Origin of the sequence: Acinetobacter sp. YH12231, from assembly GCF_013417755.1 — a bacterium.
GTDB classification, from domain to species: Bacteria; Pseudomonadota; Gammaproteobacteria; order Pseudomonadales; family Moraxellaceae; genus Acinetobacter; species Acinetobacter amyesii.
Genome location: NZ_VPDJ01000015.1, coordinates 96767 through 110203, shown reverse-complemented (window position 1 = coordinate 110203; position 13437 = coordinate 96767). Strand labels below are relative to the sequence as shown.

Here is a 13437-nt window from a genome sequence, read left to right as displayed (position 1 = left end):
CAAGTAACTTGGACCAGTGTTGATCATTTAGCATTGTTCGAGGCATAGCGAGTGTAAAATTGGGTTTGGCGATTTAATTTTACTATCTCGCTATTTTTTTAATCAACAAATGTCAACAGACCCTAGTCGTTGGGGCGGTGAAGAATTTTTAATTTTGCTCGAAGGTGCCGATTTGGAGCAGGGTAAAATGTTGTGTGAAACAATTTTGGAACGCTGCGAACATGTGCCGTTTCGAAAAGATCAATTAAGGCTAGATGTCAGCTTTAGTATGGGCTTGGCCGAGTTTCAACAGTTGAGTTTGTCCAATTACTCCACGACTTTACAACATGTCGATGCCTGCCTATATCAGGCGAAATCACAAGGGAAAAATCAGTTTGTTTATCAAAAGATTATTCCGTTGGCAGAAAGCAGTATTGCAGTCTAAATGGGCAAAAAAAAGATGCCGTGAAGGCATCTTTTTTTGCATTTAATCAACGATTAAGCTGCTTTTTTGAACCAAGAAAAGAAACCTTTTTTCTCAGCTTTAGCTGCTTCAGCTTTTTTCTCTGCACATTTTTTAGCGCAGTCTTTTTTCGCTTCAGCTTTTACTTCTTCAGTTTTAGTTTCAACAGCTTCTTTTGCATCAGTTGCTTTTTCTACAGCTGCATCTTTTGCTTCAACAGTTTTTGCAACGACAGCATCTTTAGTTGCTACAGTTTTTGCTACAGTCGCGTCTTTTGCTGCAACAGTGTTTGCAACAACAGCGTCTTTAGCCGCTACAGTTTTTTCTACAGTTGCATCTTTTGCTGCAACTGCAGTTTCTTTAGTTGCTGCTGCTTTTTCTACAACTGCTTTTTTCATGTCAGCAGTTTTTGCTTTAGTGGTTTCTTTCACTGTTAAAGTTTTAGTTTGAGTCGCTTTTTCTGCAACAGCCACTTGAGTTTTAGCAGCATCTTTAGTTGCTTGAGCAGCAGCTACAGTTGCAGTTTTCGCTTGTGCAGCTTGAGCTTTTACAACTTCAACAGCAGTCGCAGGTTTTTGTTCTACAGCAGTAGTTGCCATAGCAGAAGTTGTAGCAGCAACTAAAGCAACAGCTAAAGTAGTTTTGATCGCGTTCATAGTCATCACTCTATAAAACTTAGTTAAAATAAGGCATTGTAAATTTTATGCCTTATCAACAGCGCTTAGGTTACACGGCACAGAGTGAGGGATTTAATTGTGTGAATATTCCACCAATGTTACAAACGGATAACATGGTGTAACGCAGAAAAACAAACAAAAACAGCGTGCATTGCACAGCATTCGAAATTTTCAATTCAAAGCTGATTTAAAATCACTGTTAAAGCCGTTATTGTGAATATATATTTCTGCCATTGGTATGGCATAAAAATAAAGTCGCATGAGGGATAACATCAGATGCAGCAGCTTATTTGTTATAAACAGCTCCCTGTGTGGACGCAGCAGTCGATTCCACAAGGTTTTAAACAACAGCACAATACCAAAGCAGGCACTTGGGCAAAACTCACCGTACTGCAAGGTGAAGTAAATTTTGCCATGTTAGATGCGTCTGGAAATATCCTTTCCACGCATGTATTTAGCCCAGATCAGCCACCGCCGTTTATCGAACCGCAGGCGTGGCACAAGATTGTGTCTGCGAGTGATGATGTGCAATGTCAGTTAAGTTTTTATTGTTTAGCACAGGACTATTTTTATAAGAAGTATCAGCTCAGTCCAACACATTCAGAAATTTTGGCAGCAACACCATATTTGCAAGGTGGTCGTGCTTTGGATGTCGGCTGTGGGCAGGGGCGTAATTCGCTGTACTTAAGTCAGCTGTCTGAGCAGCGCTTTGAGGTGGATGCATGGGATGTCAATCCACACAGTTTGCACAAGCTGCAAGAGGTGATCGCTGCGGAAGGTATTGAAAATATTCATGTACAGCAGCGTGATTTAAATGCAGACCAAAGCATTACGGGGAAATATGATTTTATTTGCTGTACCGTGGTGATGATGTTTTTAGAGGCCAAGACAGTGAAGCCACTGATTCAGCAGATGCAGCAAGCGACAAGTGTAAATGGCTATAACCTGATAGTTTGCGCTATGGATACACCTGATTTACCTGCGCAGCCTGACTTTCCATTTAGCTTTAAAGCAGGAGAGTTAAGTGCGTTGTATGAAGGCTGGAATATTGTGAAATACAATGAAAATGTCGGTGAGCTGCATCGGGTGGATGCTGAAGGGCAGCGAATTCAACAGCATTTTGCGACGTTGTTGGCGCAGAAAATTTAAGCCAAGAATTGTAGGATGTTGAGTTGAAGAGTTGGGGATCAACTCAACACTTACTTTACTTAAACTGAAAAAAGGGAACCATTTTTGAGTTAGTCAGGGTGTATGTGTACTTAGAAAATTCAACCAATTGAATATGATCATACTCTGATTTAAGGCTGATAAATAAAGCCTAAAGCTTTTAAAGGCAATTGAATGATGTCGATTGTGAGTGTTAAAGGCAATAGTGGTAATTCTGCCAATTTTTCCTGCCCTGACTTTTTGACATAGCCACTTTGGTCTTCGTAATGCTGGATACGGATCTTATATGGATGGCTTAAGGGCTTTAAATCTGCGGCATTCGCAACTTTTGGGTAAACCGTACCTGCAATTTCTAAGTTAAAGAGATGATCTTGCTGTTCTGCCTTTGAACAATCACATGGTGCTACGCCATATTGGTTGAATAATGCCCTTTCCGTAGGACTTAGTGTTCCATTGGGAGGCGCATAATAAAATTTAAAGCTTCCGCTAAATTTAGTGCTGTTCGGGCTCGGAGAATTAAAGTCAAGTTCTCGATGGAGACGAATATATTGTGGATTGAGTTGGCTTATCAGTTGAATAAAATCAGCACCGCCTTTATTGATCACATAGCTGTATTTATTGCCTGCGACTACGATGCTATCGATTGGTTCATTGGGTATTGCTTTAGCGGGTTTGCCAAATGCGATCACATCATCTTCAAGGATTGTTCTCCATGCATATTTTGTTTCATATTTTTGAAACAGATCACGGGAGAGTTCACCGATTTGATTATTTGTAACGCAAGCTGTAAGAAAAATAAAAGTGCTTAGGCAGCTCATCTTTATGAGGTAGTGAAGTCGTTTATTTATCATTGTTATGCATATTTAAGTTTTGGTTCAGGCCTTACCATAATTCAAAAATCGCTGAAAATCGAGAATTAACGTTTTAAATTTTAAATATGCTAAGACGTTTTTTAAGGGTTGTTTAGCACGGTTTTTGTTGAAGATTTTTGAACAAAATTTACTTCACAATGGACATTCCCTCTCCTTTTAAGGAGACTTGCGCAGAATACCGCTCAGGGAGAGGATTTATATGAAAAATTTCCCTCATCCTCTTGTGGCGCATGCTGCTCATCCCAGAGGGAGAAGGGGCTTCCAGTATGTATTCATGAGAGTTTAGTTAACAAATAAAAAACCCCGCAATAAGCGGGGTTTCTTTTATCTCAGTATTTAATTAAAAATTAAACACGTTCGATAATAGTCGCGATACCTTGACCAAGACCGATACACATCGTCGCAAGACCGATTTGTGTATCTTGCTGTTCCATAACGTTCAGCAAAGTCGTTGTGATACGCGCACCAGAACAACCCAATGGGTGACCCAATGCAATCGCACCACCGTTCAAGTTCACACGGTCTTGTTGGTCATAAATGCCTAAGCCTTTAAGAACAGACAAACCTTGCGCAGCGAACGCTTCGTTCAATTCAAACGTTTGGATGTCTGCGATAGACAAGCCAGCACGTTTAAGCGCTTTTTGAGTTGCTGGTACAGGACCATAACCCATGATCGCAGCATCACAGCCTGCAACTGCCATAGAGCGAATCACAGCACGTGGCTTAAGACCTAAAGCTTGAGCACGTTCAGCAGACATCAGCAACATTGCAGAAGCACCGTCAGACAAAGCTGAAGATGTTGCAGCAGTTACCGTACCGCCTTTCGGATCGAATACTGGACGTAAAGATTGGAATGCTTCAAGGTTTGCATCAGGACGAATCACTTCATCGATATCGCACAGGATTTTGAAACCATTTGCATCGTGACCTTCAACGCCCACGATTTCATTTTTGAAACGACCTTCTTGTGTTGCAGCCCAAGCACGGCGGTGTGATTCAACACCAAACGCATCTTGTTCTTCACGAGAAATACCGTTCATACGACCTAACATTTCAGCCGTTAAGCCCATCATGTTAGACGCTTTTGCATAGTGCTTAGACGCTTCTGGGTTGATGTCGATGCCGTGCATCATGCCAACGTGACCCATGTGCTCTACACCACCAATGATGAAGATATCACCTTGGTTGGTTGCAATTTGCGCAGCCGCTGTGTGGATTGCTTGCATAGAAGAACCACAAAGACGGTTAACCGTTTGACCTGCAACAGTACGTGGTAGGTCTGCTAACAATGCAATGTTACGACCAATGTTCATACCTTGCTCTAGGGTTTGGTTTACACAGCCCCAAATTACGTCTTCAACTTCATTGGTATCAAACTGGTTACGAGCAACAAGCGCGCGTACTAATTCAGCAGATAAGCTGTCAGCACGTACGTTACGGAACATACCATTTTTGGTTTTACCCATTGCTGAACGTACGCCATCAACGATGACAACGTCACGTGGATTTAAAGTAGCCATTCACGTTGCTCCTTAACCGTAGAATTTTTTGTTGTTAGCAGCCATGTCACGCAACATTTGTGGCGCTTCATAAGCCTTACCTAAATACGCATATTTGTCGCAAAGCGCTACGTATTCAGCGACACCTGTTTGGTCGATGTAACGGCATGGACCACCACGGAATGGAGGGAAACCTACACCCATGATCATCGCCATATCTGCTTCAGCAGCAGTCGCTACGATGTTGTCTTCTAGGCAACGAACAGTTTCGTTACAGAACGTCAGCATCATACGGTCAATGATTTCTTGAGCGTCAAATTCACGTTTTTCCGCAGTTGCAACAGAAGCCACAAGTTCGTAAGCCACTGGATCAACCACTTTGGCTTTCTTACCTTTACGGTCAAGTTCGTATTTGTAGAAACCAACGTCATTCTTTTGACCAAGACGTTTGTTTTCGTACATGGTTAAAGTTGCGCCTTTGTAGTCTGGCTTCATGCGGTCAGGGAAGCCTTCTGCCATTACTTCCGCACCGTGTACGCCTGTGTCAATACCCACAACGTCGATGAGGTAAGCAGGACCCATTGGCCAGCCGAATTTTTCCATCACTTTATCAACTTGCTGGAAGTCAGCTCCGTCTTTCAGTAGAAGGTCAAATGCACCGAAGTAAGGGAACAATACGCGGTTTACCAAGAAGCCCGGGCAGTCATTGACAACGATTGGTGTTTTACCCATTTTCTGAGCAAGAACTACAGTGGTTGCAATCGCTTCAGCAGACGTCTTTTCACCACGGATCACTTCAACCAATGGCATCATGTGAACTGGGTTAAAGAAGTGCATACCAACAAAGTTTTCAGGACGTTGTAGGTTTTCAGCCAAACGTGTGATTGAAATTGTTGACGTGTTCGAAGCAATGATCGTGTTGTCACGAACATTTTTCTCAGTTTCAGCCAGTACAATACCTTTTACTTTCGGGTTCTCTGTTACTGCTTCAATCACGATGTCCACTTCTTTAAACTCGTCATAGCTTAAAGTCGGACGGATGCGGGCAAGAGTTTCACCCATTTTCGCCGCAGTCATTTTTTTGCGATCAACTTGTTTAGTCAACAATTTGTTCGCTTCAGACATACCTAACGCCAATTGTGGGTTACCAATGTCTTTCATGATGATTGGTGTGCCTTTGCTTGCCGCTTGGTAAGCAATACCACCACCCATGATACCTGCGCCTAGTACAGCAGCTTGGTTGACAGGGTGAGCACCTTTTTCATATTTCTTCGAAGTTTTCTTCACAATTTGGTCGTTAAGGAATAAACCAATTAACGCACCTGCTTGTGGAGTCACAGCCGCTTTAGCAAAACCTTGCGCTTCGATTTTCAATGCTTCATCACGTGGAAGGCTTGCACCTGCTTGTAATGAGTCTAAAAGAAGTTTTGGCGCTGGGTATTGAGCAGGATTTGCTTTTGCAAGAACTGCACCTTTCGCTGTATTGAATGCCATCATTTGTTCAAGCATGTTCAATTTAACAGGATCTAATTTTTCTTGGCGTTTTGCTTTCCAGTCTACACGGCCAGCAATCGCTTGTTTCACAAGGTCAATTGCAGCGTCTTGTAGTTTGTCTGCAGCAACAACTGCATCAACAGCACCGTCTTTGAGCGCAGCAGCAGGCTTTTTCGGCGCAGCCATTGCCATCCATTCAACCGCATTGTCGATACCAATCACACGGCTTAAACGAACCGTACCACCAAAACCAGGGTAGATACCAAGTTTGATTTCTGGAAGGCCAACTTGTGCAGCTTCTGACATCACACGATAGTCACACACTAAGCACATTTCAAAACCGCCGCCCAATGCCATACCATTGATTGCAGCAACTTTAGGAACGTTTAGATCTTCAAACGCATTGAAGATGTCGTGAACAGGCAATGCCCAATCCACAATCGCTTGTTCGCCTTGAGCGAAGTTTTCACCGAATTCAGTGATATCTGCACCCACGATAAATGTAGATTTACCTGAAGTAACGATTAAACCTTTGATGTCACCGTTTGCTTTAACAGCGTCAATTGCAGCTTTAAAATCTTCAATTGTTGCGCGGTTAAATTTGTTGACCGACTCACCTTGTAAGTCAAAGCGGAATTCTGCAATTCCGTCCGAAAGCATTTGGACGGTAATGGCATTGCCAGCGTGGATCATGCCTGATCTCCTTTATTTTGGAGGACTTCTAAGTTGATGTTGTGAAGCGAGTACGCGGTTCCTGCGTACACTTTATGCCTCGCTAATCTTACGATAACTATATCTAAAAAGAACATAACAAGTTGTATCAAGCCGTGACGCTAGGGTCATCAAAATTTCTTTTGGAAATAGCCTTCGGATCTGCCTTTAAACGCTATCGCTCTGATTAAATATGTTGAAGCTTATGTTTCAGTTCACATTTTTTATAAATGTAAGCTATAGATTGAGATGCGAAAGAAAAAATCAAGAAAAAAGCAAGTGTATTTTTCGGCAGAATGGTCAATTCACTTTTACTATTGTCATCCATCTTTGCTGAGACACAGTGTTCTATGCTGCTTATTTAAGCGTCACTGAGCACTATGCTATACTCGCCGCGTTCTCAAAAGTTAATTTTTTATTAAGCACAATGCTTATTAGCACCAGGTCCTCATATGATTAAGTGGATTATCCTGGCGGTCTTTGTCATTTCTGCGTTTTATATCCAGCAACGCGGTAAAGTCCGTCATTCATTTTATCGTCAGTTTTTTGATCATTCGACATTGCTCGCACCGATCAATTTTCTCATGTACATGTTTTCAAAAGTGCCGAGCCAACCCTATATTGACACGCAGCATTTTAAAGATTTAAAAGTCTTAGATGAAAACTGGGAAATGATTCGTGATGAAGCCAAGGCCTTATATGAAAAAGGGGGCATCAAAGCATCGAGTACTTATGATGACCTTGGATTTAACTCGTTCTTTAAAACAGGTTGGAAACGCTTTTATTTAAAATGGTATGACTCAGCCCATCCTTCGGCTGCTGAACTTTGCCCAAAAACTACGGCCTTGTTAAAAAATCTACCCACTATTAAAGCCGCGATGTTTACTGAGTTGGCGCCTGACAGTCGTTTAGTCCGTCATCGTGATCCCTATGCCGGTTCATTGCGTTATCACTTGGGCTTACTAACGCCGAATGATGACCGTTGTTTTATTGATGTCGATGGTCAGCGGTACTCATGGCGTGACGGCGAGAGTGTGGTGTTTGATGAAACCTATATTCACTATGCTGAAAATAAAACGGATCAGAACCGGATTATTTTCTTTGCAGACGTTGAACGGCCATTAAAGTCAAAGTGGATGGAAGCTTTTAACCATTGGTTTGGTAAAAATGTCATGACTGCTGCGAGTTCACCGAATGAAAGCGGTGATAAAACGGGTGGTTTAAATAAAGTATTTGGCTATGTCTATCAAATTCGTATAAAAGCCAAAGCCTTGAAAAAAACCAATCGTTCACTGTATTACTTTTTAAAGTGGTTCCTAATGTTGGGGCTGTTCTTCCTGATTTTTGTACGCCCATATTTATTTTAAAAGTAGAATAAATATTGAAAAAATGCGCCCTTAGGGGCGTTTTTTTATGCTGACAGTCAGCAAAATATCAGTTATCGTGCAAGCAGAATAAAAATAATTATGCAGAGCAAATCTGCAAAAAGCAGAAATAGTGTTAGCCAGAATAAGCTAGAACCAGAATAAGCCAGAAAAAGTGAGCCAATAGACGAGGAATATGATGTTGACGTCCGAACTTAAGCCCATGCAAAACCGTTGAGCTGAAAGAAAAGCGTCATCATCAATGATAGCCAAAACCCAAAGGTGAACGGTTGAAGCTTTGCATGCAGGCATGAAGACCTACTGCATAGAAACCCTGTTTAAACGCCTGAAGGGATTGATTTGGCGGGAAGGGGATCCGATTCATGAAAGCAACCAACCAAACATTGATGCATCAAATGCATATTTCGATGCAAGATATAGAACGACGTAAACAGTTGCTTGGCTTGACTGATTTAGAGCTGGCGGAATTGGCTTCGATTGGTGGGATTGTGGCGCCGATACTCGACAGTATGGTTGATGAATTTTATGAAAATCAGACCTCAATTCCAGAAATTGCCACTTTGATTGGTGATCTTGATACCTTGAAGCGTTTGCAACGCGCGCAGCATCAATATTTATTGGATTTATTTTCCGGGCGCTATGACAGCGCGTATGTGAATAACCGTTTACGGATTGGTTTGGTTCATAAGCGCATTGGTGTAGAGCCGAAGTTGTATCTCTCTGCGGTACATACCCTAAAGACCATGTTGTTTCGCTTAATTCAGCGTACCTTTAATGATACGGAACAATATCAGCGGATTATTAACACGTTGGAAAAGCTCTTTATGTTCGATACTACATTGGTGGTGGAAACCTATGTATGGAGTTTGATTAATGAGGTGAAGATCTCCCGTGAAAAAATGGAACAGTATGCGCATGCGCTAGAGTTTCGTGCACAAGAAATGGAAGAGCTTTCACAGCGCGATCCATTAACAGGACTGTTAAATGTCCGGCATTTATCGACCTTATTGACCAGTATTTTATATACCGCACAGCGTAATCATGAACCTGTGACAGTAGTGTTTATTGATATCAATGATTTTAAAAAGATCAATGATGAACAAGGTCATCCACGTGGAGATCAGGTACTACAAATGGTTGCTGCGGCCATAAAGTCGGTTGCACGTTCGGATGATCATTGCTTCCGTTATGGCGGAGACGAATTTTGTTTGGTCTTGCCCGGATGTAGTGAAAAGCATGTGGAAGGGAGTTTTATCCCGCGTTTATTAGAAGCAGTGGCTGAAATGGAAGCAGGCTTAAGTTTAAGTATTGGGTTGTGTCAAACAGACCATCAGCAAGGCTATGTAGATGCGATGAGCTTAGTACAACAAGCCGATGCTAAAATGTATCAAGAGAAAAAGAATTATAAACGTTTGCAGGAACAACCCATGTCGAAAGAAGCGTGATCTGAGCCTAGAGAATGTCAAAAATGACAATGGATGAATTGCAAAACTTGAGCTAAATGGGTCTTAATCTTCCTGGAAATAATGTGATAAATATGCTTATTTCCTGCAAAAAATAAAGCTGAAATAGCAGATGCATCCTTCAAAATCTTGTATAGAATAAAAGCTGTTGATGGGGGATAAGATGCAAGTTTTTCGTTCAAAAAAAGATTGGTGGGTGGTCGCATTTATTATTTGTATGAGTGGCTTGCTCATTCAATTATTACTGACGATGCAAGCTAAAGGTACCATGCAGCAATATCCTGTTCATACCGCCGTGTACGTGTTGACGGTGCTGATTTTATGGTGGCCTTTCAATACGCGTTATCAAATCACGAAAACACATTTGAATATCCGCAGCATGTTTGTGCGTTGGCGTATTCCATTGGTCGAGATTCAGCGCGTTAGTCCAAGTCAGGATTTATCTGCTGCGCCTGCGCTTTCGATTAAACGTTTAAAAATCGAATATGTGCAGGAGGGGAAAGCCAAATTTGTCATGGTTTCACCCAAAGACCAGCAAGCTTTTGCGCAGGCATTGGGCATCAACTTAAGTTGATTATCAATTTGGTTGCTTAAAATCAATAGAAAGCACGCGATCACGTGCTTTTTTATGAATTAAGTTCGTCGGTGATCACCAACTTGTCGTGTTGTGCATCTAAGTGTAATTGAGTTTGTTCAGGATACTGTAAAAAATACATCGCCAAAATTGGCTCAAGTTCTACTCGTATTTTTCGTGCTAAATGTCGTGCGCCATAACGAATATCATGGTTCTGATAAAAATGTGCTTTGGCTGCATCTGTGAGTTTGATACTGCGTTTTTGATGTTGTAGGCGTTGATTAAGTTTTTCCAGTTCAATCTCCACCAAACGGGGCAAGGCATCATCTTGAACGGGTTGATATTGCAGTACACGGTCAATACGGTTAATAAATTCAGGGTCGAATTTACGTTGCATGACTTTTTCAATAATGCTGCTGACCGGCACGCGTTTGAGACAAACCTTCTGTATTTTTTCGGGTAAAAAATTTAACTTATCTAGATATTGCTGTGCCGCTTGTGCACCGACATTGCTGGTCATAAAGATCATACAATTACGAAAGTCGATGGTTTTTGTACCTGAGGTTAGGGTTAATTTTCCGCTATCCAGCACATTCATTAAGCCGCGAAGCACTTCGGTTGACGCTTTTTCCAGTTCATCAAAAAGCACGATGCCCGGTCGGGTATGACTACCTGCAATGGCAACTTCATCAAATAAACTATGGCCTTCTTTAGAACCGACATAGCCCGGAGGCGCGCCAGTAATGGCAGCCGCATAATGTTCCTGTGCGAGCGTGTTCATATCAATACGGCAAAAGGCATCAGGTCGGCCATAAATCACTTCACTGATTAAACGCACAGTTTCGGTTTTACCAACACCTGTCGGTCCAAGCATTAAGGTTACGGAGAGCGGTCGTTCAGGACTGGAAAAATCAGCCTTGACCACATGCAGCATTTTTTCAATTTCGTCTAATGCTGCTTCTTGTCCAATGATCCGTTGCTTTAGGTGTTGCATAACGTCATGCGGTTCAAAATGAAAACGCGGCTTACCCATCAAACGGTTTTTTTCAGCAGTGCTATGCGTCGAAGTTGTCGGGTGTACGACATGGATGGCGGGATTGGCGTTCGTCATGCATCATGTTCCTAAAGCGGGATGTTTTGAGCATAGCAAATTTAGAATTTTGCATTAATAGCTTTTAACAATCAGATCATTGCTATGAGCAACAATAAATTTGCGGGATTGCTTGAAAATGCAGATAAAAGCATCACATCATGTCAAAGAGCAATATCGAAGACGGAACAAGGCAAAAGTGAACGAAAACGCACGCGAACATATTGAAAAAATTCTGGCTAATATGACGACTCTACCCGGTGTTTACCGCATGCTGGGTAAAGACGGTGAGTTGCTGTATGTGGGTAAAGCAAAGAATTTAAAAAATCGTGTGTCGAGCTATTTTGTTAAAACCATTGAACATCCGAAAACACAGGCCTTAGTGGCACGAATCTACGACATTGAAACCTTGGTGGTGCGTTCTGAAACCGAAGCTTTATTGCTCGAACAAAACCTGATTAAGCTGCATCGTCCGCCCTATAACATCATGCTGCGTGACGACAAATCCTATGTCTATATTTTTATTTCAGCCGATAAACCCTATCCACGAATTGCCGCAGGGCGAGGCAAAGCGAAGCATCAGGCCGGTAAGTTTTTCGGGCCTTATCCGAGTGCTTATAACGCGCGTGATACTTTGGTGGTGCTGCAAAAACTGTTTAATGTGCGTCAGTGTGAAAATAGCTATTTTTCACAGCGCAAACGACCATGCCTGCAATACCAAATTAAACGTTGTTCCGCGCCTTGTGTGGGGTTGATCTCACCCGAAGATTATAAAGAAGATGTCAATAACTCGATTCGTTTCTTACAAGGCGACACCAAAGAGCTCAATCAAGAGTTAATTGGAAAAATGGAAGCTGCTGCCGAAGCTTTGGAGTTTGAAAAGGCGGTGTTTTATCGTGATCGTATGGCACTGCTGCGTGATGTACAAACCCAGCAAGCGATTTATAAAGTCAAAGGTGAGGCCGATATCATTGCCATTGCTTATCAAGCCGGTGTGACCTGTGTGCAGATTATGCATGTGCGCAATGGTAAAATGCTCGGCGGAAAGAGTTATTTCCCTGATATGCAGGGTGATGATCTAGGTCAAATGCTCTCGGACTTCATTGCCAATTTCTACTTTCAAGTTGCAGATGAGATTCCAACTGAACTCATCATCAATGTCGATATTCCAGATCGCAAAGACATGGAAGATGCACTACATCAGCACTTTGATAAAAAAATTCAAATCAAACATAAAGTGCGAGAAACTCGTGCCGAATGGCAAGAGCTTGCACAAATGAATGTGCGACACGCCATTAAAGGTAAACTGGCTGATCATTTTGAATTGAATGAACGTTTTCATCAGTTAGAACAAGTGGTAGGGCGACCAATTGACAGTATTGAGTGTTTTGATATTTCTCACACTATGGGTGAGGCAACTATCGCGTCTTGTGTGGTCTTTGATGCTGGCGGTGCAAGAAAGCGCGACTATCGCCAATTTTCCATCAATGACATTACCGAAGGCGATGATTATGCTGCCATGCGTCAAGCACTGACCCGCCGCTATAAAAAGCATATGTTGCCCGATTTGCTATTAATTGACGGAGGCAAAGGTCAATTACACATGGCGATGGAAGTCATGCAGGAGCTCGAGCTCGATGCCTTTATGGTCGGTGTGTCCAAAGGCGAGGGGCGTAAACCAGGTTTGGAAACTTTGCACTTTACCGATGGTGAAAAAATTCAATTGCCCGAAGACCATAAAGCCCTGCATTTGATTCAACAGGTTCGTGATGAAGCCCACCGCTTTGCTATTACTAAACATCGAGCGAAACGAGATAAAAAGCGCGGCTCATCGGTACTTGAGGTGATTCCGGGCTTAGGGCCAAAACGTCGTCGGGATCTGTTGACCCATTTTGGTGGCATTCAGGGGGTACTCAAAGCTTCTGAAAATGATTTAAAACTAGTGCCGGGCTTAGGCGATGTGATGGCACGTACCATTTATAAAATTCTGCATGAATAGAGTGAACTAGCCCCAATCGATGACGCGTCAAGTCTTAATTTGCCAAAATGCTCATTGACGCATG

At 42.3% G+C, this 13437-nt stretch carries 12 protein-coding genes; 6 read left to right on the top strand and 6 right to left on the bottom strand.

Annotated elements, in window-relative coordinates:
• Positions 1-109 precede the first annotated feature (109 nt).
• Positions 110-424 carry a GGDEF domain-containing protein gene (locus FTV11_RS10835; protein ID WP_180073984.1) on the top strand — a complete coding sequence of 105 codons (315 nt, stop codon included), beginning with the start codon at positions 110-112 and terminating at the stop codon, positions 422-424.
• A 53-nt stretch (positions 425-477) separates the two neighbouring features.
• On the opposite strand, the gene FTV11_RS10830 is transcribed toward FTV11_RS10835, so the two are convergent.
• Positions 478-1098, bottom strand: a complete 621-nt coding sequence (locus tag FTV11_RS10830; RefSeq protein WP_168379005.1) for a hypothetical protein — start codon at positions 1096-1098, stop codon at positions 478-480.
• A gap of 297 nt (positions 1099-1395) precedes the next feature.
• Here FTV11_RS10830 and tehB point away from each other — a divergent pair, with 297 nt between their 5' ends.
• Positions 1396-2268 (top strand): SAM-dependent methyltransferase TehB, encoded by an 873-nt coding sequence (tehB, locus tag FTV11_RS10825; protein WP_180062998.1) that lies wholly within the window; start codon positions 1396-1398, stop codon positions 2266-2268.
• 149 nt (positions 2269-2417) lie between these two features.
• Here the strand turns inward: tehB and FTV11_RS10820 are convergent, their stop codons facing one another.
• The 3 genes from FTV11_RS10820 to fadB all read right to left on the bottom strand — a co-directional run bounded on the left by FTV11_RS10820 (position 2418) and on the right by fadB (position 6844).
• The gene (locus FTV11_RS10820; protein ID WP_180066934.1) at positions 2418-3137 is read right to left on the bottom strand and encodes a hypothetical protein; all 720 of its coding nucleotides are present in this window, start codon (positions 3135-3137) and stop codon (positions 2418-2420) included.
• Positions 3138-3505: 368 nt separating this feature from the next.
• Positions 3506-4678, bottom strand: coding sequence for an acetyl-CoA C-acyltransferase FadA (gene fadA / locus FTV11_RS10815; RefSeq protein ID WP_168379008.1), 1173 nt, complete (start codon positions 4676-4678; stop codon positions 3506-3508).
• Positions 4679-4690: 12 nt separating this feature from the next.
• Positions 4691-6844, bottom strand: a complete 2154-nt coding sequence (fadB, locus tag FTV11_RS10810; RefSeq protein WP_180073983.1) for a fatty acid oxidation complex subunit alpha FadB — start codon at positions 6842-6844, stop codon at positions 4691-4693.
• Positions 6845-7314: 470 nt separating this feature from the next.
• On the opposite strand from fadB, the gene lpxO reads away from it, so the two are divergent.
• Complete coding sequence (gene lpxO / locus FTV11_RS10805; RefSeq protein ID WP_078190472.1) at positions 7315-8229, top strand: lipid A hydroxylase LpxO; 915 nt, start codon at positions 7315-7317, stop codon at positions 8227-8229.
• Between the two features lie 256 nt (positions 8230-8485).
• On the opposite strand, the gene FTV11_RS17140 is transcribed toward lpxO, so the two are convergent.
• A complete protein-coding gene (locus FTV11_RS17140) occupies positions 8486-8611 on the bottom strand; it encodes a hypothetical protein (RefSeq protein WP_257220820.1) in 126 nt (41 codons plus the stop codon).
• Between FTV11_RS17140 and FTV11_RS10800 the strand changes: the two genes are divergently transcribed.
• Complete coding sequence (locus tag FTV11_RS10800) at positions 8610-9692, top strand: diguanylate cyclase domain-containing protein (protein WP_180025934.1); 1083 nt, start codon at positions 8610-8612, stop codon at positions 9690-9692. The genes FTV11_RS17140 and FTV11_RS10800 overlap by 2 nt on opposite strands.
• A 181-nt stretch (positions 9693-9873) precedes the next feature.
• Positions 9874-10284 (top strand): PH domain-containing protein, encoded by a 411-nt coding sequence (locus FTV11_RS10795; RefSeq protein WP_180025935.1) that lies wholly within the window; start codon positions 9874-9876, stop codon positions 10282-10284.
• A gap of 52 nt (positions 10285-10336) precedes the next feature.
• On the opposite strand, the gene FTV11_RS10790 is transcribed toward FTV11_RS10795, so the two are convergent.
• Positions 10337-11395 (bottom strand): AAA family ATPase, encoded by a 1059-nt coding sequence (locus FTV11_RS10790; RefSeq protein ID WP_180065789.1) that lies wholly within the window; start codon positions 11393-11395, stop codon positions 10337-10339.
• A 178-nt stretch (positions 11396-11573) separates the two neighbouring features.
• Between FTV11_RS10790 and uvrC the strand changes: the two genes are divergently transcribed.
• Positions 11574-13373: an excinuclease ABC subunit UvrC gene (gene uvrC / locus FTV11_RS10785; RefSeq protein WP_180065801.1), complete on the top strand. Its 1800-nt coding sequence runs from the start codon at positions 11574-11576 to the stop codon at positions 13371-13373.
• Positions 13374-13437 lie beyond the last annotated feature (64 nt).

Excerpts from the sequence above, each read along its gene's own strand:
- FTV11_RS10835 (WP_180073984.1), top strand. The coding sequence starts at position 110 with ATGTCAACAGACCCTAGTCGTTGGGGCGGTGAAGAATTTTTAATTTTG.
- FTV11_RS10830 (WP_168379005.1), bottom strand. The coding sequence starts at position 1,098 with ATGAACGCGATCAAAACTACTTTAGCTGTTGCTTTAGTTGCTGCTACA.
- tehB (WP_180062998.1), top strand. The coding sequence starts at position 1,396 with ATGCAGCAGCTTATTTGTTATAAACAGCTCCCTGTGTGGACGCAGCAG.
- FTV11_RS10820 (WP_180066934.1), bottom strand. The coding sequence starts at position 3,137 with ATGATAAATAAACGACTTCACTACCTCATAAAGATGAGCTGCCTAAGC.
- fadA (WP_168379008.1), bottom strand. The coding sequence starts at position 4,678 with ATGGCTACTTTAAATCCACGTGACGTTGTCATCGTTGATGGCGTACGT.
- fadB (WP_180073983.1), bottom strand. The coding sequence starts at position 6,844 with ATGATCCACGCTGGCAATGCCATTACCGTCCAAATGCTTTCGGACGGA.
- lpxO (WP_078190472.1), top strand. The coding sequence starts at position 7,315 with ATGATTAAGTGGATTATCCTGGCGGTCTTTGTCATTTCTGCGTTTTAT.
- FTV11_RS10800 (WP_180025934.1), top strand. The coding sequence starts at position 8,610 with ATGAAAGCAACCAACCAAACATTGATGCATCAAATGCATATTTCGATG.
- FTV11_RS17140 (WP_257220820.1), bottom strand. The coding sequence starts at position 8,611 with ATGAATCGGATCCCCTTCCCGCCAAATCAATCCCTTCAGGCGTTTAAA.
- FTV11_RS10795 (WP_180025935.1), top strand. The coding sequence starts at position 9,874 with ATGCAAGTTTTTCGTTCAAAAAAAGATTGGTGGGTGGTCGCATTTATT.
- FTV11_RS10790 (WP_180065789.1), bottom strand. The coding sequence starts at position 11,395 with ATGACGAACGCCAATCCCGCCATCCATGTCGTACACCCGACAACTTCG.